The sequence below is a fragment of the Luteolibacter sp. Populi genome (genome assembly GCF_040801775.1).
In the GTDB taxonomy this organism is placed as follows: domain Bacteria; phylum Verrucomicrobiota; class Verrucomicrobiia; order Verrucomicrobiales; family Akkermansiaceae; genus Haloferula.
In genome coordinates, this window is sequence record NZ_CP161812.1 from 2,169,165 (window position 1) to 2,194,041 (window position 24,877).

General features: G+C 64.2%; 17 protein-coding genes and 1 tRNA gene. 8 read left to right on the forward strand and 10 right to left on the reverse strand.

Going from position 1 to position 24,877, the window contains the following annotated elements; genetic code table 11:
• Window positions 1-392: 392 nt before the first annotated feature.
• Window positions 393-1,997 carry a phosphoglycerate dehydrogenase gene (gene serA, locus ABWK72_RS08605; RefSeq protein WP_367874381.1) on the forward strand — a complete coding sequence of 535 codons (1,605 nt, stop codon included), beginning with the start codon at window positions 393-395 and terminating at the stop codon, window positions 1,995-1,997.
• 60 nt (window positions 1,998-2,057) lie between these two features.
• Here the strand turns inward: serA and ABWK72_RS08610 are convergent, their stop codons facing one another.
• A complete protein-coding gene (locus ABWK72_RS08610; RefSeq protein WP_367874382.1) occupies window positions 2,058-3,104 on the reverse strand; it encodes a tol-pal system YbgF family protein in 1,047 nt (348 codons plus the stop codon).
• A 314-nt stretch (window positions 3,105-3,418) separates the two neighbouring features.
• Between ABWK72_RS08610 and ABWK72_RS08615 the strand changes: the two genes are divergently transcribed.
• The 5 genes from ABWK72_RS08615 to ABWK72_RS08635 all read left to right on the forward strand — a co-directional run bounded on the left by ABWK72_RS08615 (window position 3,419) and on the right by ABWK72_RS08635 (window position 11,258).
• Window positions 3,419-3,850: an exosortase system-associated protein, TIGR04073 family gene (locus tag ABWK72_RS08615; RefSeq protein ID WP_367874383.1), complete on the forward strand. Its 432-nt coding sequence runs from the start codon at window positions 3,419-3,421 to the stop codon at window positions 3,848-3,850.
• A 132-nt stretch (window positions 3,851-3,982) separates the two neighbouring features.
• Entirely contained in the window at window positions 3,983-4,747 is a 765-nt protein-coding gene (locus ABWK72_RS08620) for a hypothetical protein (RefSeq protein ID WP_367874384.1), read from the forward strand.
• A 436-nt stretch (window positions 4,748-5,183) separates the two neighbouring features.
• Window positions 5,184-9,002: a GDSL-type esterase/lipase family protein gene (locus ABWK72_RS08625; RefSeq protein ID WP_367874385.1), complete on the forward strand. Its 3,819-nt coding sequence runs from the start codon at window positions 5,184-5,186 to the stop codon at window positions 9,000-9,002.
• 360 nt (window positions 9,003-9,362) lie between these two features.
• On the forward strand, window positions 9,363-10,766 hold the full coding sequence (locus ABWK72_RS08630) for a S8 family serine peptidase (RefSeq protein WP_367874386.1): 1,404 nt from the start codon (window positions 9,363-9,365) through the stop codon (window positions 10,764-10,766).
• A gap of 183 nt (window positions 10,767-10,949) precedes the next feature.
• Complete coding sequence (locus ABWK72_RS08635) at window positions 10,950-11,258, forward strand: hypothetical protein (RefSeq protein WP_367874387.1); 309 nt, start codon at window positions 10,950-10,952, stop codon at window positions 11,256-11,258.
• A gap of 5 nt (window positions 11,259-11,263) precedes the next feature.
• On the opposite strand, the gene ABWK72_RS08640 is transcribed toward ABWK72_RS08635, so the two are convergent.
• Window positions 11,264-11,349 (reverse strand) — tRNA-Leu (locus ABWK72_RS08640).
• A 321-nt stretch (window positions 11,350-11,670) separates the two neighbouring features.
• Between ABWK72_RS08640 and ABWK72_RS08645 the strand changes: the two genes are divergently transcribed.
• Window positions 11,671-12,180: a superinfection immunity protein gene (locus ABWK72_RS08645; RefSeq protein ID WP_367874388.1), complete on the forward strand. Its 510-nt coding sequence runs from the start codon at window positions 11,671-11,673 to the stop codon at window positions 12,178-12,180.
• A 39-nt stretch (window positions 12,181-12,219) separates the two neighbouring features.
• Here the strand turns inward: ABWK72_RS08645 and ABWK72_RS08650 are convergent, their stop codons facing one another.
• The 7 genes from ABWK72_RS08650 to ABWK72_RS08680 form a co-directional block, all read right to left on the reverse strand.
• On the reverse strand, window positions 12,220-13,524 hold the full coding sequence (locus ABWK72_RS08650; RefSeq protein WP_367874389.1) for a DUF58 domain-containing protein: 1,305 nt from the start codon (window positions 13,522-13,524) through the stop codon (window positions 12,220-12,222).
• 52 nt (window positions 13,525-13,576) lie between these two features.
• A complete protein-coding gene (locus tag ABWK72_RS08655; RefSeq protein WP_367874390.1) occupies window positions 13,577-14,623 on the reverse strand; it encodes an AAA family ATPase in 1,047 nt (348 codons plus the stop codon).
• Window positions 14,620-15,732, reverse strand: coding sequence for a DUF4350 domain-containing protein (locus tag ABWK72_RS08660; protein ID WP_367874391.1), 1,113 nt, complete (start codon window positions 15,730-15,732; stop codon window positions 14,620-14,622). The genes ABWK72_RS08655 and ABWK72_RS08660 overlap by 4 nt, the downstream gene beginning before the upstream one ends.
• Entirely contained in the window at window positions 15,729-17,162 is a 1,434-nt protein-coding gene (locus ABWK72_RS08665) for a DUF4129 domain-containing protein (protein ID WP_367874392.1), read from the reverse strand. Before ABWK72_RS08665 ends, ABWK72_RS08660 begins: the two co-directional genes overlap by 4 nt.
• Window positions 17,163-17,166: 4 nt before the next feature.
• A complete protein-coding gene (locus ABWK72_RS08670) occupies window positions 17,167-18,138 on the reverse strand; it encodes a stage II sporulation protein M (RefSeq protein ID WP_367874393.1) in 972 nt (323 codons plus the stop codon).
• On the reverse strand, window positions 18,135-18,902 hold the full coding sequence (locus ABWK72_RS08675) for an RDD family protein (protein ID WP_367874394.1): 768 nt from the start codon (window positions 18,900-18,902) through the stop codon (window positions 18,135-18,137). Before ABWK72_RS08675 ends, ABWK72_RS08670 begins: the two co-directional genes overlap by 4 nt.
• Window positions 18,903-19,254: 352 nt before the next feature.
• Complete coding sequence (locus ABWK72_RS08680; RefSeq protein WP_367874395.1) at window positions 19,255-19,761, reverse strand: ferritin-like domain-containing protein; 507 nt, start codon at window positions 19,759-19,761, stop codon at window positions 19,255-19,257.
• Between the two features lie 359 nt (window positions 19,762-20,120).
• Between ABWK72_RS08680 and ABWK72_RS08685 the strand changes: the two genes are divergently transcribed.
• On the forward strand, window positions 20,121-21,503 hold the full coding sequence (locus ABWK72_RS08685) for an MFS transporter (protein ID WP_367874396.1): 1,383 nt from the start codon (window positions 20,121-20,123) through the stop codon (window positions 21,501-21,503).
• Between the two features lie 576 nt (window positions 21,504-22,079).
• On the opposite strand, the gene ABWK72_RS08690 is transcribed toward ABWK72_RS08685, so the two are convergent.
• A complete protein-coding gene (locus ABWK72_RS08690) occupies window positions 22,080-24,665 on the reverse strand; it encodes a DUF6600 domain-containing protein (RefSeq protein ID WP_367874397.1) in 2,586 nt (861 codons plus the stop codon).
• Window positions 24,666-24,877 lie beyond the last annotated feature (212 nt).

Below are 24,877 nucleotides of genomic sequence, written 5' to 3' on the forward strand. Positions count from 1 at the left end.
GCACAGGGCCACGTGCCCCCCTTTGCTCATCAGCAATTTCCTCCCCCGTAAGGGTGAACCCCTACAGGGTTTAGTCGGATTCGCAATTTCGCCTAAAAAATTTTCATGAAGTCAGAAAAATCTCTTGCCGTACCCGCATATCGTATCGGATGTAAATACCGCGTTAATTGCAGGTTGCTGCTCTTGCCGCGACGCCCTCCTCCCGGAATTGCCGGTCTCTCCTGAACCCAGGGAACCCGGCGCAAACCCAAAATGCACCGGTAGTGAGGGCGTCCGGCAAGGGCGGGCAAATGCTCCACGCCCCGTGGAACGCCTTTATTTCCCGGCGTTGACGCGAAAGGACCCCTCCCGCTCTTGCCAGTCCCCTCCCCCGACCCTATGGGGCTCCAGACATGGCCACTTACCGCGTGCTCGTTTCGGATCCGATTTCGGAGAAAGGCGTCGAAGCCCTCGCTGGCGCTCCGGAAATTTCCGTCGATGTCAATACAGGCCTCAAACCCGAGGAACTGCTCAAAATCATCGGCGACTACCACGGTCTCGTGGTCCGCTCCGAAACCAAGGTCACCGCCGAGGTTCTGGCTGCCGCTACGAACCTGAAAGCGATCGGCCGCGCCGGCGTGGGAGTGGACAACATCGACCGCAAGGCTGCCACCGATCACGGCGTGATCGTGATGAACACGCCGACCGGCAACACGATTTCCACCGCCGAGCACGCCTTCACGCTGATGCTCAGTGCCGCGCGCAACGTGGCCCCGGCCCATGCCGCCGTCCTCAAGGGCGACTTCAAGGCCGCCCGCAAGGCTTACCAAGGCATCGAGCTGAATACCAAGCGCCTCGCCATCCTCGGCATGGGCCGGATCGGCACTGAATTCGCCAAGCGGGCGCAGGCCTTCAACATGCAGGTGGTGGCCTACGATCCCTTCCTCACCCAGGCCCGGGCGGATGAGCTCAAGGTCGAGCTCGCCACCACTCCCGACTTGGCCCTCAAGGATGCCGACGTGGTGACCCTGCACGTCCCGCTGACCCCGGAAACCAACCGCATCATCAATGCCGAGCGGCTCGCCCTGATGAACAAGGGTGCCATCGTGATCAACTGCGCCCGCGGCGGCCTGGTCGATGAGGAGGCGCTCAAGGCGGCCATCGATTCCGGCCACATCGCCGGCTGCGGTCTCGATGTCTTCGAAGTCGAGCCACCGGCGAACGACCACCCGCTTTTCACGCTGAACAAGCACGTCGCTTTCACCCCGCACCTCGGTGCCTCCACCAACGAGGCTCAGGAGAACGTCGGCATCCAGGTAGCCGAGCAGCTCCGCGACTTCTTCGTCACCGGGGAAATCCGCAACGCCATCAACATGCCTTCGCTCGATGCGGCGGCGCTGGCGGCGGTGGGCCCCTACCTCGAGCTCGCCCGCGCCTTGGGCAAGCTCCTGGCCAAGCTCGGCCCGGAGAATCCCGACTCGCTCCGCGTTTCCTACCACGGGCCGCTGGCCAAGAAGGACACCGGACTCGTCTCGCGCAGCGTCCTGACCGCGCTGCTCGAAACCTCGCGCCCGGACGGGCAAGTCAATATCGTCAATGCCCCCGCCATCGCCACCCAGCTCGGCCTGGACGTGACGGAATCGACGATCAACGCGAAAACCGAATTCAACGAGTTGGTGGTGGCAGAGCTCAAGAAGGGCGAGACCCGCTACCGGGTCGCCGGCACCATCATCGGCAGCTCGCCGCGGATCGTGGAAATCGACCGCCTGTATGTGGATAGCAACATCGCCGGCCGCTTCCTTTTCGTCGAAAACGACGACCGCCCCGGCATCGTCGGCGTGATCGGCACCGCCCTTGGCAATGCCGCCGTGAACATCGCGAACATGGGCCTCAGCCGCACCGCCGACCGGACGCGTGCCCTCACGGTGATCGAGGTCGATTCCGAGCCCCCCGCGACCCTGCTGGATCAGCTCCGCAGCACGCCCGGGATTCTGAAGGTGATCAGCTTGGAGCTGTAACAAGGGCTGGGTCTTTGCCCGGCCCCCGTCATCGAGAGAAGTCGTGCCACCCGGCGCGGCTTACTTTCCCTCTTCTTCCTCCATCTTCCGCTGGCGGGCTTCCAGTTGCTTGCGGAATTCCGCCCGGAACTCACGGAGCGCATTATCCTCGCCATGCTTGGCCAGCAGATCCCCGGCGGCCTTGTAGGCATATTCGGCCGCATTCAGCTCGGCCAGCAGATCGCCGGAGGCCATGTAGACATATTCGGACCCATTCGACTTGCTCGTGGGACTTAGGGCAGCCTTACGATAGTGCTCCAAGGCCGCGTCCTCGTTGATCCGGATCTCCTTGGCGGCCGCGGCAGGATCCTCCGGCTTCGTCGGTTTCTGCTTCAGCCAGGTGTCCGCGACCAGGCAGCGCATGGCTCCCACGGCGGGATCAGCTGGCTTCTTCTCGATGAAGTCCCCGAGAAACGAGATGATATTTTTCGACTGGTCGACTTCCTTGTCATTGGCGTCGATGAATGCGAGCCGGTAGAGGATGTCGCCGGCATATATGCCCTCCGGATAGGCCTTCAGGTAGGCTCTGCACTCGCGTAGGGTCTTCACATAGTCGTTGTTGAGGAAGTAAGCCATGGCGAGGCGGTAGGTGGCATCCTCCTTCAGCCCGCTCGCCGGGTAATCCTTCAGGAATTTCTCCAGCAGGAGCGCGGCAGGCTCGAACTCCTTCATCTCCAAACGGCAGATGGCCACTTGGAAATTGAAGCGACCGATGTCCGCGGACTTCGGGGAGCGCTCGGCCAAGCGGAGATAGCAGTCGAGAGCCCCCTTCCAATCCTCTTTGCGCATCAGGGCCTCACCGGCGATGCCTGCGACCTCTTCGAAATGCGGGGAGTCCGGGTAGGTCTGCAGAAACGCCGGGGCCAGACGGACCAATTCCGCATTGCCCTTCCGCGGCTTCAGCGCCACAATCTCCGCGTAGGCGGCTGCCTCGGTTTTCGGCGCGGACTCCTCCCCCGCCGGCGGGGCGGGTGCCTTCTCCGCGGCGGGAGGCCGGCTACAGGAAATCGCGGCGAGGCAAAGCGAAGCCAGCCAGATGCGTGGACCAGGAAAGAGCTTCGATTTCATGCTTATGCCGTCATTCTTCAGGCGGACGGTGCGAGAGGTCAATCACGGCCCGCCATTTCGCCACCACCAGCCCACCGTAGACACCGCGACAAAGTGGTTCTTGCGGCAGACTTCTACCGGGGGCCTTCGGGTGAGGCGCGCTTCAACAGGCGGAAAAGCAGGAGTGTTCTTCCCAGGCCCCGCCAGCCTCACGTCGTCCATCCATTGTCTTTACCTCTCTCCCGAACCGCCGGAAATTTTCCCGTGGAACTTCCCGCCTGCCTCACTTTCCCGTTGCCAAGCCAGCATTCGAGTCCCTAACTTTGCGCCAGCACATGAAAAAACTCGCCGTTCTCGCCACAGCCATGCTCGCCCTCGGCGGCATTGCTTCCGCCGACATTCAGGCTCCTCCGGGGCATGGCTACACGTCGACCCGCAAGCTCGGCCGCGGTATCGGCAACATCCTCTACGGGTTCATGGAAATCCCGGAGCAGATCGTCCGCAAGACCGATGACCATGGCCGTAAGGCTGGCTGGTCTTACGGTGCGGTCGATGGCACCAGCCGTGCGCTGCGCCGCCTCGGCTACGGCTTCTATGAAGTCTTCACCTTCACCTGCCCGACCTACCGAGGCACCTTCAAGCCCCCTTACGAGCGTTGCGGCGAGGACAACCGGATCGAGATGAACCCGACCGACGGCCTCTCCGAATTCCCGCCGGAACTCGGCTTCGAGGGCTACTTCTACCACACCCGCAGCCAGCGCTGGTAAGGTAAGCGGTTCCTCACGGAATCGACACGATCCCTTCATCGAATTTTCATCCCGGCAGCGGATATCTCCGTTGCCGGGATTTTTTGTTAACTTTTCTAATTTTGCGGCGTTTCTTGTTTCTTCTCTCTACCGATGCGCATCCCCGCCCTCACCTCCCTCCTCCTCGGTCTCACCCTTTTCCCGCTCCACGCAGAGCTCCGGGAATGGAAAAACGCGGACGGCAGCCAATCTTTCCAAGGCGAATACGTTTCCCATGATTCGGGGAAGGTCACCATCCGCCGCAAGGACGGCAGGCTCGTCACCCTGGAGAAAACCCGCCTGAACGCTGCCGACCATATCTGGCTGAGCGACAAGCCAATGACCGAGAAAATCGGTGCCGATCTGCCCGCCGCCGAGACCGATGGCAAGGCCGTCTTCGACACCCTGCGCTTCGGCGACAAGCGCGAGGAAGTGACCCGGAAGCTCAAGGCCAGCACCCTGGTGGAATCCACCATGGACGAGGTCATGATGGGCCGGGTCGGCCTCAACGGCGTCTTCCGCACGCGCAAGCAAATCGGCGGTCTCCACTGCGAACTCTACTTCGGCTTCAGCGGGGCCAGTGCCCTCAAGGAGATCTCGCTCCAGACTCAGACCGTGCCGAAGGCCGTCTACGTCAATCGCCTGAAGGCCACCTGGACGGAACTCGCCGAGTTGCTCACCACGCTTCACGGCAAGCCGGTCCAGGAAGGCCCCTTTCCTCCCGCCAGTTCGCTGCTGCCCGATGCCTTGGTGCCCTCCCACCTCTGGAAACTTTCCGGTGGCGGCTCCGCCCTGCTCGGCACTTCCATGGAAGGCGACAAGTGCATGATCGTGGTCCGTTTCACCACCGAGCGGATCCAGCCGGTCGCCGTGCCCTGAGCCGAGGTTCGCCAGCCGCCGTGGACTGTGGCAGTTCGCTCTGCCCCTTACCCGCATTCCGTGATGCTTCACGGACGGCTCTACCGCTGGAAGCGCAGAGCCACCCGGCCCGCAGAGTGGTCCCTCGCTATCCGCGGCACGGAAAGGCAGGCAGCCAAGCGACGGTGCTTTCCACCACCGCCGCGCGACGTGTAGTGCTGCCGGGGTTGCTCCTGCGGGGCAGAGCCTCCACGGTCCCGGGCGCTGACGCGTTAGATCCGCATAATATGGGTGAGGGGTCGCCGCATTCCACGACCGCTACGCGGCTCCGGTCCGGGCCTCTCTGGTGATCCGTCGAATCCAGACTTCGCGCCGATCCGTGTCATCCGACACGTGCGCCCGCCCATTCACAGATTGGTACTTGCAAGGCGGTCGTAAAACTCGCAGCACCGCTGCGATGTATACAAAACCCAGTCGATTGTGTTTCTCTCCCAAGGAGAAGCACTCCCCTTTCGTCTCCAGATCTACCATTCTGGGCCTCGCCGCCACCGCACTGCTGGCGACGGGGTCCGCGCAAGCCTCGCTCATCGCCCAGGAGAGCTTCGACTACGCTCCGGGCACGCCCCTCGCCGGGACCACCGGCCCGCTGGGCTTCAGTGAAGCCTACACCGCTGCAAATGCCGGACTCAGCGTCTCCGAGGGCGGCTATGCCTATGGCGATCTCCCCGTCAGCGGGAACAAGCTCGATTTCTCCGGAACCAATAATAACGGTATCTTCGGGGTCCTCACCAACTCCCCGGAGGCCCCAGGGACGACCGTCTATCTCAGCTACCTGATGAAGGTCGATCCGACCACCGGGTATGCGGGTGTCTCTTTCTTCGAAGGGGCCACCGAGGTTCTCTTCACCGGGAGGCGCGGTGGCGCGGCCAATCTCTTCGGCATGGAGCCGAAGGTCGGGACCTCGCTGGATTCCTCCGTGAGCTGCCGCCGGCTTTCGCTGGTCGTCTGCCGCATCGATTTCGCCGCGAACTCGGCGATGATCCGGATGTACGTGAACCCGACCACGGGAGTGGAACCGGCCACCGCCGATCTCACCGTCACGCGCACCAGCGCCCTGACCTACGACCGCCTCCGCGTGCAATCCAACGGGGCCAGTGGATCCGTGGATGAGCTCCGCCTGGGAGAGACCTATGCCGATGTCGCACCGCTCACCTATGGCAGCCCGCCTCAAGAGGTGGTCGTGCTCGGCTCGTCGGTGGCCTCGGGCACCGGTGCCGCGCTCCAGAGCGATGCCTGGGCATATCGCATGGAGAATCTGCTGGAGAACCAGGCACCCGTCGTGCCGGACTCCCATTTCATCTGGCATGTCGAGAACGCTTCCATCGGCGGGAACAACACCACCGCGGTGCGGAACCGCTTCCAGAATGACGTGGCGAGCGCGCGGGCGGGTGCCGACATGGTCATCGTGAGCCTTTCACTGGCGAATGAAGGCCTGATGGGTTCGGGGAATCCGCAGGCGGTTTTCGATAGCTTCAAGAACGGGCTCACCGACATCGTGAGCCGTTGCCGTGCCGGGGGTTTCTACCCGATCGTCAGCCTCTGCTATCCGCAGAATCTCTACACCGCCGCCGAGTATGCGCAGGTGCGGCGGATGAATCTGCTGCTCAATACCTGGGACGTGCCGAGCATCAATTTCCTAGGCGCGATCGATGACGGCACCGGCCACTGGAACCCGGGCCAATTCTCGGACGACGGCCATCCGAACTCCACAGGTCATGGCGAACTGTTCTCCGCGATCGTTCCTTCGCTCTTCGATGCGATCGCTTCCGGCAAGACCGCCAGCCCGCAATGGCAGGGCACGCACGGCTATCTCCGCCTCCAGCAGGATGCAGTGGTCACCGCTCCGCTGAAATTCACTCCCACCCATCCGGTGCTTTCCTCCACGCTGTCATTCCGCGTGCGTGGCACGGAGACGGGCACGGTGGCTGCCATCGGTTCCGGTGCGGACCGCGCGACTCTGGAGATGCGCGCAGGTGCCTTCGTTTATGTCGGCCCCGGCGGGACCGAGTTGAGCGTCGCTACAAGCGTCAATGACGGACGCTGGCACGATGTCGCGCTGTCCCACCGGCACGGCACGGACAAGACCCTGCTGTTCATCGATGGCCAGCTGAAGGGCAGTGCCGACGATCAATACGTTCCCGATCTCTTCGTGATCGGTGGTGCCGCGGACGCTTCAGGCCGGGCCCTGGCCCCGCTGGTGGCGGACTATCAGGACGTGGCCATCTACCGCGCCGCCTGGACCGAAGATGAAGCCTTGGCCCAGAGCAAGGGCGCGCTGCAACAGGCCAGCCTGGAGATCTGCGCACCTTTGGCGGATGCGAATCCGGTGCAGGGTGCTGCTCTCGCGAATCGCGCCCAGAGCCTCTCCGAACTGGTGCTCCAGACCGGCAGCTTCAGCACGGAACTCGCGGCGAATACGCCGGATAATCTCAATGCCGACTCCTTCGCCGCAACGAAGGTGAATCTCACATGGACGGATCACTCGGCTGGCGCGGCCACCTTCACCATCGAGCGCCGCCGCAGCGGCATCGCCGAGCCATGGGCGACCGTCGGCACCAGCCCGGGGAACGCCCCCTTCTATGAGGACAGCGGTCTGATCGCAGGCATCAGCTACGACTACCGCGTATCGGTAGCGGAAGGAGCGCAGCAAGGGGACTCGAGCAACGTGGTGTCCATCGCCCCGGCGGGCCAGGATTCCAACTCCTACGACGCTTGGATCGCCACCCACTACCCCCTGCAGGTGCCGGAGGAAACGGTCTATCTCATCGACTTCAATACGAACGCGAATCCGAACTACGGCGGCGTGAAATGGAACACGGTGACCAGCACCGGCATCACCGCCGAGCTTCCGCTGAGCGACACGAACAACCAGCCGTCCGACATCAAGGTCGCGGTCACGAACGGCTTCGACCAATTCCGCAGCGATCCCGTCGCGCCTCTTGTCGGCTACGCCGCCGCGGCGCAGAATAGCCAGTTCGGTCTCCGCGATATCCCGCCGTTGGTCGGCGCGATCACCTTCACCGGGCTGGATCCTGCCGTCAGCTATGACTTCTCGTTCTTCGCCCGGCGCGGTGCGTTGGTTGCGGGCTACGACTACACCGGCACCTACACCTTCACCGGTAGCGGTCCGCCGGTAATCATCGTGATGGATGCCAAGGACAGCACCACCCTGACCCATGCCCCTCCGGTGACACCCACCGCGGCGGGCGTGGTGACGCTGACGCTCACCGCAGGCCCCGGTGCCGGTAACGACTTCCCGGTGATCAACTTCATCCGTCTGAAACGCAGCAAGCCCGGTGTCTTCCTGGTGGATTTCAACACCAACGCCAGCCCGGTCTACGGCGGCCTGAAATGGAACACCGTGACCAGCCTGAGCAATCCCGCTCCTTACACGCTGCGGGATAGCTACAACAATGCCTCCAGCTACACCGTCGCGATCACGGATTCCTTCGACCAATTCCGCAGTGATAACATCACGCCGGTGGCGGAATACCCGGCCGCCGCGCAGAACAGCCAATTCGCGCTTCGCGACGATCCCCAGCTCACGGGAGCCATCACCTTCGAAGGACTGGATCCGGGGAAAAGCTATGACTTCTCCTTCCTCGCGAGGCGCGGTTCGCTGGTCGCCGACTTCAGCTACACCGGCACCTACACCTTCACCGGCAGCGGTGCTCCCGTGGTCGTCGTGATGGATGCCAAGGACAGCACCACCATGACCCAGGTGCCGCCGGTAACTCCCAGTGCGACGGGCGTGGTGACGCTGACGATCACCCCTGGCCCGGGAGTCGGCCAGGCCTTCCCGGTGATCAACCTGATCCGCTTCGCAGCCATCGAAGTCTCAAGCGGCTACGCCGCCATGATCGCACGCGCCGCGGATCCGGATGGCGACGGAGTCTCGAATTTCGAGGAGTATGCCCGCGGCTTCGATCCCGCCGCCGCGGATGCCCGGCCCTTCCAAGTGGAACGCTTCACCCGCAATCCCTCCGGGACCAGCAGCAGCGTCGAATTCAGCCACGACCTCCGCGCCGGCGAGGCCGGCTACATGATCCAGACGACCACCAATCTGAGCGGGTGGCAGGCCGACACCACGGCCGTCCGCTCGGTCATCGGACGCAACGGCTTCATGGAAACCCTGCGCTTCGAGAGCCCGGTTATCGAGGACGAGCCGGCCCGCTTCTTCCGCCTCCTGCTGGAGGACCTGACAGAAGCCCCTTGAGAGTAGCTTGATTAACCGGCCCGGCCCCGACTGCAGATCCACCGCGGATTTGCAGGAGGACGCCGGGCCTTTTTGCGTTCGCTCCCGTTCAAGCCCGTGGGGATTCCGGTATCAGACCGGGCTCCAGTTCGCGGATTTCCCGTAATTCGTCATCTCCGAACATTTCTTGAGTTTGTCTCATCTATCCTCTCGCTTTATTCAAACGGGGAAATCAGGGTCCAAGTTACGTATCTCCTCTTTGCCTCCTCCCTGGCTGCCCCGTGACTCCCAACCGGCGCCCTCCTGACTTTTTGCCAAGCGCAATAAATATCACATTTCCCGGAATTACAATAAGTTAACTTCCCTTAATAAAGCAACACCATGAAAGTCAACGTCTCGAAGGACCACATCGTCGCTTACGTTTCGCCACGCTCCATTGGCGGACAGAGCCTGTTCTCTCCCGCCGCCAAGCTCATGGCTTCCCACATCGAGAGCTACACCTCGGAGAAGTCGATCGAGACTAGGGCCCGGAACAAGTTGGAGGCCATGGGATTCACCATTGAGAAAGTATCGACTCTTAGCATCCGGATCTCCGCGCCAGCGGCGCTGTATCAGAAGGAGATGGGGGTGAAGTTCGAGAAGGATACCTCTTCAATGTTTCTCCCGACTCCGGAGAGCGTGATGAACGCCCTGCAACTGGACTCGGAAGTTCTGGAAGGCGCGGCCTTCCCGCAGCCAGTGGAGCTGCATGCGGCCAAGAAAGCAGCGAAGAAAGCTGCCGCCAAGAAGGCCGCCGTCCATGCCGGGCCCTCCGCCACCCCGCCGGCCCTGCCCTATTTCCACCTGCAGGTGCCCGATGACATCGTCTCCCTTCTCAATGCGGGCCCCTTGCATGCGGGCGGAATCAAAGGCCAAGGGGTGAAGGCGGCCATGATCGATTCCGGCTTTGACTGGTCCCACCCCTATTTCTCCGGCAAGGGCTACAACCTGAACGCCGCGCCTCCGCACAATGTGGATAGGAATGGCCATGGCACGGGCGAAAGCGCGAACCTCCTCGCCATCGCACCGAAGGTGAAACTGCACGGCCTGCTTATGGATGATTCCGTGGCCTCTTTCCAGACGGCGCGGGACACCCTCAAGGTCAAGATCATCTCCAACAGCTGGGGATCGCGCCTGCCCACCGACGGGCAGTTCGGCACATGGAATCCCTATTGGTCGCTGGTGCTCGGGGAAATCAGCCTCTGCGTGCAAGCGGGCATGATCGTGCTCTTTTCCGGCGGCAACGGAGGCATGTCGGCCACCGCCAGCTCGACGGATGTCATCAGCGTGGGCGGGGTCTACAGCGACGAAAACGGCCAGCTCCACGCCACCGACTACGCAAGCAGTTTCCAAAGCTTCCGCTTCCCGGGGCGGCAAATCCCGGACGTCTGCGGTCTCTGCGGAGTGCGCCCGCGGGCCGCCTACATTGCGCTACCGATTCCTCCGGGGTGCGCAATTGACCAGGACTTGGCTGGCGGCATCTGGCCGATGAAAGACCAGACCGCGGCGAACGATGGCTGGGCCGTCTTCAGCGGCACGAGCGCGGCCTGTCCCATGGTGGCAGGGGTGGTGGCTCTCATGCTTTCCAAGCATCCGGACCTCACCCTCGCGGAAATCCGGCAACGGCTGGAATCGACTTGCAAGGACGTGGTTCAGGGAGCAAGTTCCATGGGCGATCAAGCTGGTCCGGGACGCGACCTCGCCACCGGATATGGACTGGTGGACGCCGCGAGAGCCTGCGCCTGACGGTCATTCCAAGATCCCATGAAGAAAGCTCCGAAAGAGGGAGGGAATACGCCGCGCCCCCGCAAAGGGGAGGGGCCGGTCCCTATCGCAGGCAAGAAGAAGGCCACGGCCAGTAGCGCGAGGGGTCGCAAGGTGAAGGCCCACCTGGTCCTAAAACAAGGAGTCGTTTCTACTCAACCCGGCATGGCCTCGGCCAAGAGCAAGACCGCCACCGCCAGTCAATTGGGGGAGGTGAATGCGAACGTGGCGGGCTTGGGTTTCGAGGTGATCGGCTCCAGCCCCGTCACGGTCACGGTAGAAGGGTCCAGCGCCCTGTTTAAGAAAGTCTTTGGCGCGGGTGTCAAGGGTCGCCGGGTCACGCCCTCGCGCGACAGCTTGGAACACTCGACGCCGGGGATCGTCTGGAAATTCGAGTCGCCTCCCGTCATTCCGGAGCAGCTCAGGGATTACGTGAATGACGTGGCATTTCCCTCCTTCTCATCCGCTCACTGAAAAAGTGCCACCGGGGGGACTCGAACCCCCACGCTCCTTGCGGAACAGCGGATTTTAAGTCCGCGGCGTCTACCGATTCCGCCACGGTGGCATGGGGCGCGAAGATGGCAGGATCAAGCGCCTGCTCCAGCGCCTTTTTCCGCGATTTCCAACCGGCTCAAAAGGACGCCATCCATGCCGGCGGCACGCCCTGCCCCGGTTTAATTCGCGTCCATTCGCGGTTTCAAAATCCAAATGAGATGGCCCTACGGGTCGATCGGCTGGCGAACCACCCGATTCCACGCATCCCATAGGGACAGCCGAAATATCCACAAACGATTCATTTCAAGCCGCTCTCAAGTCCGCATTGCGATTTACCCCCATTTTCCTCTCTCCCCTTGAAACGCCGGAAATCCTGTCCTAGCTTCGCCGGATGGAGACCGTTGAAAGCCTGCGCGAGAAGTTCATGGAGAACAAGCCGGCACCCCTGCCGCATGAAGCCTACGAAGGGGAGCAAGCGCGGCGGAAGCGCAAGACCATGGCCCAGAGCCACGCCTTGCCGAAGTGGGGCTGGCTGGTGATCGGCATGGCGCTCGTGGTGGTAGGGTCGGCGGCAACCTTCGCCTACCTCGGCAAGCAGACGCTGGTCGATTCCATGCCGAACATGATTCAGTGGGGCTACTACAGCATCATCGCCTTGGCCGCGCTGGTGGTGTATTTCCTGCCCGCGATCATCGCGCTGAACTACCGCGTGCGCCGCTCCGGAGCGGTCACCGTGATGAACCTTCTGCTCGGCTTCACGGGAGCCTTTATCCCGCTCCTCAGCGGCGACCACCTGGTGACCCTCTACCTGCTGCTTGGTTTCAGCTTCTTCCTGTGGATGCTCACGTTGGTCTGGTCGATCGCCGAGGCGGAAACGCGGGATCATCATTACGCGCATTGAGCCGGTAGGGCGGCCCGCCCAGGGTTGCGACTCCCTTCCCTACAATCTCCCCGCTGCCTTGATATCCAGGTAGCGGTTCGCTAGCGCCACAGGGAACTCCTGCGCCGGCACATCCAGCGTGAGAATCCCGAAGCCGCGCAAAGTCGCCAGCACCTCGGCGCGCTCCGCATCGTAGCGTTCCGCAGCGGCGAAGCGCAGGGCGTCACTGAAGCCCTCGACCGGCTTGGTCCGCGCGGTCTCGACCGAGCGTTCGCGCAAGCTTGCAAGCATCACCAGATGCTTCGAGCGTAGGAGCCGCAGCGCAGGCACGAGCTCCGAAGCGTCTTCCCCGCGCAGATTCGTCATCACCACCACCAGCGCGCGGCGCTTCTGCCGTGCAATCAAGCGCTCCACGGCCGCGGCGAAATCGCTCGGCTCGGGCGTGGTGCGGTAGTCGAAGAGATGGTTCAGCAGCACCGCCATCGAGTGCGAGCCCTTCACCGGCGGCAGCCAGCGATTGGTCCCGCCGAAGGCCTGCACGCCCACTTGGTCGCCCTGCCGCAGCGCCACGTAGGAGACCAGCAGCATCGCGTTCAGGCAGTGATCGAACTGTGGCAGCTCGCCATCCATCGCGCGCATCCGCCGACCGGTGTCGGTCAGGAAGACGATGTTCTGGTTCCGCTGTTCTTGGAACTCCCGGCTGATCAGCGTCGCCCGCCGCGAGGTCGCCTTCCAATCGATCTGCGACAGCGCATCGCCCTCGCGATACTCGCGGAGCTGGTGGAAATCCCGGCTGCTTCCGGAAAAAGACTTCCTCACGATGCCCATCTGTTCCTGGCGATGCTGCATCGTCAGCAGGGCGAAGCGCAGCACCGGCTCATAGTCAGGATAGACCTTCACCTCCTCCGCCGCGCCCGCGAGATACTTGCGCACCCACAATCCTAGCAGCGAGTGCCGGCGCACATGCACCTGCCCGAAGGTCGCGATCCCGCGCTCGATGATCCGCACCGCATGGGTCACCCGCGCCTTGCCGCTCGCTGCGATCGTCCCGCTCCACGGCATCGATTCCGCCTCCGCACCGGCAGGCACGCCATCGAAGATCTCAACCTTCGCCGGAGCCTTGCCCGGGTTGTGAATCGTCAGCCGCACATCCGCTCCCTCACCCACCGCAAAGCGCCCCGGCAGCCGACGCTCGATGACCATCCGGCCCAAGCCGGCCAAGATCACCGCATCCACCAGCGCCACGCCCGCGATGATCGCGCCGCCCAGCCACCACACCGTCCCCAGCTCAGGCCACAGCGAAGCGGCGAGCCCGAAAAGAGCCCACGCCACCACCATCCACAGCATTCTACCGGTCGGACTCATCGGAATTTGAAATCTAAAATCTGAGATCTGAAATTTCAGATGTTAGGGCCGCTCATTGCCGCGGCGCCGGCACCGACTCCACGATAATCTTCAGCACCTCGTCCATCGACTGGCCGCCCATCGCCACTTCCGGCGCGAGCTGCACGCGGTGTCGCAGCACCGGCAACGAAGCCGCCTTGATATCGTCCGGAATCACGAACTGCCGCCCGTGCATCAGCGCGATCGCCTTGCCGATGCGAACCAGCGCGATCGCGCCGCGCGTTCCCGCGCCGAGCCACACCGTCTTCGCCTCGCGCGTCGCCTGGACGATCGCCACCGCGTAGTCGACCACCTCACGCACCACCTGCACTCCGGCGGTGGCGGCTTGGGCGCGCACCACGTCTTCCGGGGATGCGACCACTTCCAGCTCCTTGGTCGCGCTGGCACCCGGCGCTTCCGCAGCGGAGCGCGCCACGATCTCGGATTCCGAAACGCGGTCGGGATAGTCGATCAGGATCTTCATCAGGAAGCGGTCGAGCTGGGCTTCCGGCAGCGGATAGGTGCCCTCGTGCTCGACAGGATTCTGCGTCGCCAGAGTCATGAAGGGCGGGGACAGCAGCAAGGTCTCGCCATCGATGGTGACCTGCTGCTCCTGCATCACCTCGAGCAGCGCGGCCTGCGTCTTGGCCGGCGCGCGGTTGATCTCATCCGCCAGCAGCAGGTTGCAGAAAACCGGCCCACGGCGGAGCTGGAAGGTCTGGCTCTTCATGTCGAAGAGCCGGAAGCCGGTCACATCCGAGGGCATCAGATCGGGCGTGAACTGGATCCGCCCGAAAACCCCGCCGAAGGCCTTGGCCAGCGCCAGCACCAGCTGGGTCTTGCCCAGACCCGGCTTGCCTTCTAACAGCACGTGGCCGCCCGCCAAAAGCCCGGCCAGCACCTGGCTGACCACCTCGCGCTGGCCCAGCACGGCATGCTCGACCTGGGCCCGCAGCCGGGCGACCAGCGCGGCCGCATCCGGCGGCTGCGGAGCTTGCTGAAACGGGAGCGCGGGCTCTTGCGGAGCCTGCTGCAGCAGGGGCGAGGGCGGCGGTTGATACTTCGCGTCGTCGTCAGTCATGAGAGGGATAGGTGGATCTTCTGCAAATCGGCAATCACGCGGGTGAAGGAAGTGCCATCGGCGGGACGCTCGTGGGTCATCGCCCGCTCGGCACGCTCGCGGCCGATGCCGGCGCGCTCGCCGATCCACGCGAAGAGATCGTCCTCGCGCTGGGCGATCGCCGCCAGCCGCTGCGCGCGCTCGAGCACGGACTCCCGCAGCGGCCGCAGCATCGCCGCCCCGCGGTCGAGCCGCCATTGGAAATCGCCCAGCGCTTCAAGGTGGTGGTCGTAGTCGCGCATCGTCGTGCGTCCCTCCTCGCGCCGCAGCGGGCCGAAGCGCGGCATGTTCTTCCACAGCCAGAACAGCGTCAGCACCAGCAACCCGATCAAGGCCGGCCACGCGTGACGCCACAGCAGGTCCGATAGCGACTGCACCGCATCCCGCACCACGATGATCCTGCCTTCGAAGGGATTCTGCTTCACCAGCGCCAGCAGGAAGGCGGCATGGTCATGGTCGGAGATGAAGCGGTTGCGGAAGGGACGCGCATCGGTCATCACCGTGATCAGGCCCTCGCCATAGGCACTCTGCCCGAAGACCGCGTCCGGTGCCCCGAAGGCCGAGACGGTGGTGGAGGATTCCGCAAAAACCTCATAGCTCTCGCCATCCACGTTCAAGCGTTCCGCCGTGGTCTTGCCGGAAGCGGCTCCTCTCTCCCCCAGCTCGAGCTTCATCGCCGCCAGCCATTTCTCGAAGGATGAGGGCAAGCGCTCGTCACGCGACAGGTGCCGGTTGGAAAAGTTTCCCCAATCGTCCTGGTGCGATTCGGCATTATCGATCAGGCACAGCAAATGCCCGCCCTGCGCCACCCAGTTGGAAATCTCGCGGACGTAGGACTCGTTCGAGATGACCGCGGCCGGCACGATCAGCATCGCCGCGCCGCTCTCCAGATCCGGCCACCCGGCGGGACTCTCCACGGTGTAGCCATACCGCTCCAGGAAACGCCCCGCGGCGAGATACGCATTCAGGCGCGCCTTGCCCTTGTAGCCGATCTCCTTCCAAATCGGGGGACCGTAGTCGGTGCACCCGGCCACCAGCAGGCATAACAGCAGCAGCAAGCAGCGGATCACGCGCCCCCCCTTTCCCGGAATGGCCAGCCCGCACAGAGATTCGCCATCGCCTCATCGGCCGGCGCGGTGCGGCCGTATGCCAGGCGCATCCACGCCTCGGTCAGCCCGCTGAAATAGCCCGCATGCGGCGCAGCCTCCGCCTCCACCCGGCGCATGCAATCGCTCTCGGTATCGGACTCCGCGATCTCCACGCCATTGCCCGCGATCAGTCGCGAAATCGAGCCACGGTAAAGCAAGCCCAGGGCTTCCTGACGACGGCCCACGCGCCACAGCTCCATCGCCGCCGTCGGAATGTCCATCGGCAGCGATTCCGGGGCCACATCCATGCCCATCACCACCCGGGCCGGAGCACGGGATCTCTTGTCGGACTCGGAGAAACCCTTGCGATTGAAGACATGGCGGTACCGCCAGAGCAGCCAGACGATAAAGCCGATCGCCGCGCCCAGGACGGCGTACATCAGGAACTGTGCCAGCGCGCCGACGAAACCCAAGTCCCCTCCCCCGCCCGAGCTGCTGGACGAGGAACCCGACTTCGACGGCTTCGGCTGCGGCACCTCCACCTTGTGGACGATGAAGTCCTCATGCGACTTCACGCTTTCGATCATCTCCTTGGGCGGAGCTGCCGCCTCCGCCGCGGGTGCCGCCAGCCACACGCACACTGCCGTGAAAACCGCAGCGGTCGTCCCGCGCAGCCGGTTCGCCAGGCGGCGCAGTGCCAACTCGACATCCCAGCCCTCGATCCACGTACGATGATTCACGTAGATGCCGAAGCCCGCACCGGTCGAGAACACGTCCACCAGCGACATCGAAAGCAAACAGGAGATCGTGATCGCCCAGCCAAGCGTGGCCGGCAGTTCCAGCCACCCGCCGTCGCCCCACACTGCCAGCGCCACCCACCATTCATCCGCGGTCTGGCTCGGCAGGAACAGCAGCCCGGTCCCGAAAATCGAAGCCGCCAGCCAGAAGCTCAGGCCGATCCGCCACATCGCCAGCGCCACCACCGTCGCATCGCCGCGCCGCAGCAGCAGCCGGACCCGCTGTTCATAGTCCTTGCCGCGCAGTCCCTCGAGATCCTCCACCGCCATCGTCAGCGGCCGCCACGGCGAGAAGCGCGCCCACAGGAAACGGAAGAAGAAGCGCCGGTAGAAGGCCCGCGGCCACTCGCGGAAGACCGACTTCCACCCGGGCAGCTCGCCGAAAAGATGCCGGCTGACGACGAAGAGCACCATCCGCGAGCCCACCGGCACCAGCCACCAGCAGGCCAGCAGCAGCAGCACCGGGGAGTCCCGCAGCAGCGCGAAGCAGACCAGCACCACCGGCAGCATCCCCAGCCACCAGCAGCCGAAGAGCCGCCAGAAATCCCGCCGCGCCAAGGCCAGCCCCAGATCCACCGCCTCCCAGTCGCTGCGCGGGCGGAGCTCCGCGGTCACATCCTCAAGCCGCACGCACCCCCCTTCCCATCACCAGGAAATACGCCACGTGCAACACCCAGCCGGCGATGCCCACGCCATACTTGATGTCCACCGGCACCGGCTGCGCCGACCAGAAGCCTTCAAAAATCGCCGCGATCGCGGTCATCGCCGCCGCCCCGTAGATCAGCGGCAGCGCCACCTTCGCAGCCTCCGCGATCGAGCGCCCCCGCGGCAGCCGCCCGGGTTTCAGGACTCCCAGGCCCATCCGCATCCCGGCCATCCCGGCCACGATCATCCCTAACAGCTCGTAGGAAGAGTGCCCCGCCACGAAGCTCCAGAAGGACGTCGGATTGCAGGCGTAGTTCGCATACCCGGCCGAGGCACCGAGTTGGATGCCATTGTAAATGAGATAGAAGATCGTGCCGAGACACGCCGTGATGCCGCTCGCGAAGATCTGGAAGTCGATCCCCACGTTGTTCTTAATGTAGAAGGCGAACATCATGAAGTTCGACCCATACTCCTCGCGCAGATGACTGATCTGCTGGTCCGGGCCGCCACCGTACATCGCCTCCATGCTCGCCATCCCATCGGCCCCCAGCGCGGCGCGGATCCAGTCGATGTCGAAATGGGCGGAGGCCATCATCCCGAAGAAGGGAATCCAGAACAGAGCGCTGCACAGCCAGAACAGCCGCCACTCCGTCCGCACCGCTTGCGGGAAACCCGCCACGGCGAAGCGCACCGCCGACTCCCACCCGCGCTTGCGGCTGCGGTAGAGCAGCTTGTAGCCGCGGATCACCAGCGCATTGAGCCGCTCGATCAACTGCCCCGGATACATCCGGTGGCGGGCCAGCGCCAGATCCGCGCAGGCCTCGCGGAAGCGCCGCGGCAGTTCCTCCACGCCGGGCTCGGGCTTGCCCTTCTCCGCGCCGGTGATCAGGCGGTCCAGCTCCACCCACTCGGCGGCGCGGCGTTCTTCAAAGGATCCCGGGCTCATCGTTTTTCCTGCAGCCAGTGTGCAATCGCCATCATCCGGGAGACCCCGCTCGAGCCCTTGGCTCCCGTCAATTCGCTCGCGTGATCGGCGATCTCAGCCCGCCGCCCTTCCGACCATAGCCCGGCCCGCTCGCGGAAGGCGACCACCGCGCGGACTTCCTCCGGCCGTAGCGCGACCACCGGCCGGGCCGCAGCCATCGGCGGCGGCGCAGGCACCGCCGGCTCGGGTAGCACCTTGTCATAAATCACCACCGTTCCCGCGGCCAAGTCGCCCAGCCGCTGGAAGCGTTTCGTGGCCAGGCAGCAGGCCAGCCCGAAGCCCATCGTCGGCAAGCCCATGATCCCGCCGCCCAGATAGGGCATCCCATCCGCGACCCGCAGGAAGCAGCGCACCACCGCCTGTGCAAAGGTGATCGGCGCGCCCGAAGTCTGCACCACCCGCAAGCCCATCGCTCGCTTGCCCGGCGTCGCCCCCCAGGAGCTCGCCTCGAAAAACACCGGAAACCACCACCAGACGAAGAACGACGTCAGGTACCACACCCCCTGCGCCACGGTCCCCGCACCAAAACTCCACCCCGCGATCCCCACGATGATCGAGATCACGATCACCAGCACCAGTTGCAAGCCCAGATCGATCGCCAGCGCCGTCCCGCGCTGCAGCGGTCCCGCGATCCGCAGACGGACCTCCACACCTTCCGCCAGTTCAATGGCCTGCAGTGTGTCGATTCTTCCCGCGCTTTCCTCCATCATTTGGAAATCGGCCACAAGCTAGCCGCTGCGGCGGGGGCGTAAAGCCTAAGGTAGTCCGCTCGGTCCTCTGAGCGGAAGAACGGTCCCCCACGGCTCAACCCACCCTCCCGGCTCGGGAAGAAATTACTAATTTCTAATTATTAAACAAGTCAGTGCTCCGGAAAGGGCGCAAGCGTCGGGGAGGGAGCCGGGACCGGCTGACAAGGCGAGCACGTTTTTGGCGAAGCAGCCCCTCTTCATCACTGATCCGTTTAAAAATTAGTGCTTAGTAATTAGTAATTTGCCTTAGACACAGCTTGACCGGACCTGCCCCCCCGGACAGGCCCGGCCAGCCATGTGCGCACTCGTATCCGGCCGGAAATTCTCTTCAAACAGCGGCGGCCATCTCATTCAGCCCCCGGCTGAACATGCCGCCCGTGGCCAGCTTGGTGAAGGCCTCGTCCGCGTCGCTTTCTTCCCCCAGCGTTGTTCCCAGAATGTCAGCGTCATCGCCGTAGCCGAGACACTCCGCGAACGCCTTGGCCGTGCCATAACCGGCGATCTCGTAATGCTCGATCCGGTTGGTCGCCGCGATCAGCACCGCATCCCGCAGCACTCCGCCGCGGGTCCGGCCGACATGCTTGCGGGTTTCGCGGATCAGGCCGCGGACTGCCTCGCACTCCTCGCCACCGGGATTCAAGCCGTGGCGGCAGAAGATATCCTGAAGGCGGGCCCGATGGTTACGGGTTTCACCCATGTGCTTCTGGAAGGTCCTGCGGAGTTCCGGGTCCGTAACGTGGTTGGTGAGATCCGGCAGCGCGGCAATCAACTGCGATTCAGCACTGAAAAGGTCGCGCAACTGGTTGAAGTAAAGCTGTTCAAGGTTGGTGATCATGGCTTGAGAGAGGTTCCTGCCGCTGGATCGCGGACGGGGGAGTTTTTGATTTCCTCCTTCTCTTTCGCAGACCCTGTGCCGCAGAGCCTCTCCACTGATTATCAGTCATCCGCGGTTTCAAGACACCCCGGAACACGCGGTAACGTGCATTCCGCACCGCACCGCTTCATTGCAAGATGCCCGCTTGGCACCCTCCTCGCAATCCACGGTAAAAACAACCCGGCCTGTCTTGCCCTGGTTTTTATTCGCGTCCATTCGCGTCCATTCGCGGTTTCAAAAATCCAAATCCAGAAGCCCAACCACGAACAGGATTAGACCTTGCCGCCGTAGAACCGGACCGGAAGAGTCGCCAATAACCCATGGATAACCCTTACCACCCGCCCGATGCCTTGCCGGACGGGCCGCCCGCCACCCAGGAACTGACCGAGACCGAACAGCGCGCCACCCTCTCGAAAGTCACCTGGCGGCTGGTCCCCCTGCTCTTCTTCTGCTACATCGTCGCCTACATCGACCGCATCAATGTCGGCTTCGCCAAGTCCCACCTGGAACCGGTCATCGGCGTGGACCCGAAGATCTACGGCGAGGTCTTCGGCACCGGTGCCGGCCTGTTTTTCATCGGCTACTTCCTCTTCGAGGTGCCCAGCAACCTCGCCCTCCAGAAGGTCGGCGCGCGTATCTGGATCGCCCGCATCATGATCGTCTGGGGCATCGTCTCGGCGTGCTTCATGTTTATCGAGGGCAAGACCAGCTTCTACCTGCTGCGCTTCCTGTTAGGCGCGGCGGAGGCCGGCTTCTTCCCCGGGGTCATCCTCTATCTCACCTGGTGGTTCCCGGCCAAGGAACGCGCCAAGACCATCGCCCTCTTCGCCCTCGGCGGGGTCGCCGCAGGCCTCATCGGCTCGCCCATCTCCGGCGCGCTCCTCCGCATGGACGGCATCGCCGGCATGGCGGGCTGGAGGTGGCTGTTCCTGATCGAGGCGATCCCGGCGATCCTGATGGGACTGGTCATCCTCTTCGTCCTTCCGAATCGCCCCGCCGATGCCCGCTGGCTGGCCCCGCGCGAGAAGGCCTGGCTCACCGGCAAGATCGACGCCGAAGCCCGCAACGCCGTGGTCCGCGAAACCCGCCTGAAGGACGTCTTCACCAGCCCCTTCGTGTGGGTGCTCTGCCTGCTCTACTTCCTCGTGAACGTCGCCGGCTACGGCTACGAGTTCTGGCTGCCCTCCATCGTGAAGGGCAAGATCGAGCCAATGCTCACGGACGCCTCGCCCGCCCATCTCGACCTGATGACCGGCCTCATCAACATGGTGCCCTACTTCGTCGCCGGTATCGCGATGATCCTGGTCGGCCGCCACTCCGACCGCAGCGGGGAGCGGAAGATGCACGTCGCGGGCGCGGCCCTTTGCGCCGCGATCGGCTTCACCGGTGCCGCGCTCTTCCAGAATCCCTGGCTCGCCCTTGCCAGCCTGGTCGTCGCGCTGGCCGGTCAGAAGTCCACCCTCGGTCCCTTCTGGGCACTCGGCACCGGCGCGCTCCGCGGCAGCGCCGCCGCAGGCGGGATCGCCTTCATCAATTCCGTCGGCAATCTCGGCGGCTACTTCGGCCCCAAGCTCGTTGGCATCATCAAGGACCGCAGCGGCAGCGAAACCACCGCCATGTTCTGGCTCGGCGGTGCCCTCCTCCTCCTCAGCCTGATCGCCCTCACCCTCCCCGACACCCGGCGCAGCGCCGCAAGCAACTAGGAGCGGTCCCTAACAGCCCGCCCCCAAGGGTAAGTAGTCCCGCCTTCAGGCGGACGAAGCACCGGAAAAGCATCACCCACCGCCAAGTCCCCGGAACGAAAGTCGCGCAGCGACCGTGGAGTGCGTGCAGCCTGCTGCCGTGAAGCACCGAACACTGTCGAATAACCTTCCCGTCACCGCTGAAGGAAATCCACGTGCTGCCCTTTGCAGCGCCCCTCGCAGCAGGCTGCATCGGGACAGCGGCAGCAGGCTGCACGCAGTCCACGGCGGCTGCGCCGCGGAAGGCAGACTGGGAGCGCCGCGGCACCGCCCCATGCCTGCCCCCGGGACCGCAGAGGCTCTGCCCCGCAGAAGCAACCCCAGCAGCGCTCTCCATCGCGAGGCTGTAACGGAAAACGCCATCGTTTAACTGCCTATCCGCACCCAAGGCAAAGAGACACCACCCCGCGTGCCAAATGGCTCCGCGCTCCCAGGGGAAGAGCCGTCCGTGCCACCGGCGTGAAACCGATGGAGCTGAACCCTCGGAGCGTGACACAGCATCCTAGCCGACTGCGCCACGACCCCGATAGGAAACCCTCACCTCCCCCTACCCCGCTGCGCATCTTCCTGCCGTGCTCTCTCCCGCTCCTGCTGCCGTGAGTTATCTTCCTGCTCCTTCTGCCTCGAGCGCTCTTGCTCACGCGCCTGCTCCTGCTGCCTCGCCTGCTCCTGGCGGCGCGACTGCTCTTCCTGCTGCTCGCGCATCCGCTCTTGCTGACGTGCCTGTTCCTGCTGACGCGCCTGCTCCTGTTGCTGGCGCGCTTGTTCCGCCTGCTCCTGCCGCGCTGCCTCACGCTGCTGGGCCCGCTCTTCCTGCTCGCGCATGCGCTCCTGCTGGCGCGCTTGCTCTTGCTGCTGCTGCTCGGCCCGCGCCTGTTCCCGGCGCGCCTGCTCCTGTTGCTGCTGCTGCTGGCGATTATTCATCTCCTGCTGCTGCTGCCGCGCTTGTTCCTGCTGCTGTTGTTGCTGCTGCCGGGCCGTCTCAGCCTGCTCGCGGCGGTTCGCTTGCTCCTGGTTGTTGCGCTCCTGCTGCTGCTCGCGGCGCGTCTGCTCGGCATTGTTGTTATTGTTGTTCGCCTGCTCCTGCGCTTGCCGGGCCTGCTCCTGCTGCCGCTGTTGCTGTTGCTGGTTCTCCGCCATCTGGCCGCGGCGTCCCGGCTGATCCTGCTGCTGAGGCTGAGGTTGAACTTGCGGCTGCTGACGCTGTTGCGCCTGCGCCTGATTCCGACGGTTCACCTCGTCGATCCGCTGGCGGGCCTCCGCCACCTGTCCATCATTCGTCGCTTGCTGCTGCTGCTGACGCTGGCCGGCTTGCTCGCGATTCTGACGGCGCGCTTCCGCCACCCGATCGGCCCCTGCGCCCGCGGCACCCTCGGCCTCTTGCCCCTGCTGGCGTTGGACCTGCCCCTGCTGCACTCCTTCCAAATTCTTCTGCCGCGCTTCCTCGATCCGTTGCCGCCGTGCCAAGGCCGCGGCATCGCGCTGCTCGGTTCGCGTGCCTTCACCGCGGCTCGCCGTACCCTGGCCCTGGCCATTGGCACCGCCACCATTCGCGACACTGCCACGCGGCCCGCCATCGAGCTGCCGCAAGCGCTCCGCATTCTGCCGCTGCCGCTCCACTAGATCCGGCCGGGTCGTCGTCCGGTCAACCGTCTGCTCATCCTTCGCATCACGCCTCGCCGCCTCGCGGTCGCGCTTGGCTTGCTCGCGACGCGTCACGGTCATCTTCTCCTGCTTCGCCTGCAGGCCGCGCTGCGCTTCCTGCACCTTCTGCCGGTTCGCCTCAAGCTGCTCCTGCCGCGACTTCGCATTGCCCTCGCCATGCTCACGCGTCCACGCCACCGCTTGCTCCTTCTGCTTCTCGCGGGCGTCGCGGAAGCGCTCGCGCCACTCCGGCTTGATCCCGGTCTCCGCGCGCACCACCTTCAAATCAGCCCACTGCCCGGCCACCCGCGATGGCTTGAGCTGCGCATTCCAGCGCGACTCCAGATTCGGCGCGAAGACCGCGAGCCGGTTGCCTTGGAACTGCGCCTGGCGTTGCCCGCGGTCGCGCAGCGCACTGACCCGGTTGAGCTGCAGCTGATAGACCGGCCACGGCTTGCCCACCTGCTTGCGCAGAGCATCCCAGCGCGGGCCGCCGCAGATTACCTGATCGCGGACCACGTGGATATTCGTGATGCCCTTCGTGTGCTCCAGCAGGAAAGGATTGCGCCCCGGCGGCAGGCAATGCTTCCACAGCGAGTCCGCCATGTTCTTGCAGTTCACGAACACGAACCACTCCGAGCCGATCCCGAAATCCGTCTCCACCGAGCTCGTCCACTGGTGGCGGCGATAGCACAGCGTCTCCGGCGGCAGCGGCGCCCAGCCCACGTGATCGCCGCCCTCGCGCCAGCACACCCACGATGGCGCCCACTCGTCGCCGGGCACCCAGCACCAGCCGCGGCCCTGCACGCAGGTCCAGCGGCCGTAGTGGTAGCAGGCCCAGCCGAAGGGTTCCTCGGAGCACCAGTTCCAACCGCGGTTCGTGCAAGCCCAGCGGCCCTTCGTGTAGGGCCGCCATGAAGTATCCTGCACCACCACCGTCGGCTGATACACGTAGCCGTAGTCCGGCGTCTCGAACCACGAACCGTAGGGCTGCAGGTCCTCGTAGAAAGTCTCGTAGTCCGCCACCGGCTCCTCGTAATCCGCCACCGGTGCCGGCTCCCAATCCGAAAAATACTCCTGCCCCGCCTGCTCCATCTCGCGCTCGCTGAGGTTCGATTCCCGCGCCGCCAGCTCACCCTCATCTTCGCCCAGTGTCGTCTCGCGCGATTCGATCTCGCGCTGCCGTTCTGCCAAGGAAGCATCGATCGCCGCCGCATCTTCCTCCCGCGCCGCCAGCCGTGCCTCGCGATCGCGCGCCAAGGCCGCCTTCTCCTCCTCAAGCGCCAGCCGCTCCTCCTCCAGCCGCTCCCGCTCGATCTCCATCCGCTCATCCTCCAGCGCCGCCCGCTGTGCCGCCAGATCGCCCCTGGCCGCTCCACCACCTCCCCCGCCCTCCGCCGCTTCCGGCTTCGGCTTGTTATCACACGCGGAAAGCACCAGGCACAACGACGAGGTCCAGAGGAGACGCGATCTTTTCATGAGAATTCGGGGATTACGGGGCTTCGACGAAATAGTGCGGAGACTATTCAACAGTTTCGGAGAGAAAGCAAAAGAAGGGATCAGTGGCCGGGGGTCAGGGGTCAGGGCGAACCAGCCAGACCTCAAAGGTAAGCAGCGCAAGGTTCGCGTTCTACTGCCACTTTGCCTTTCCTTCGATGTTCGATGTTCGATGTTCGATGTTCGATGTTCGC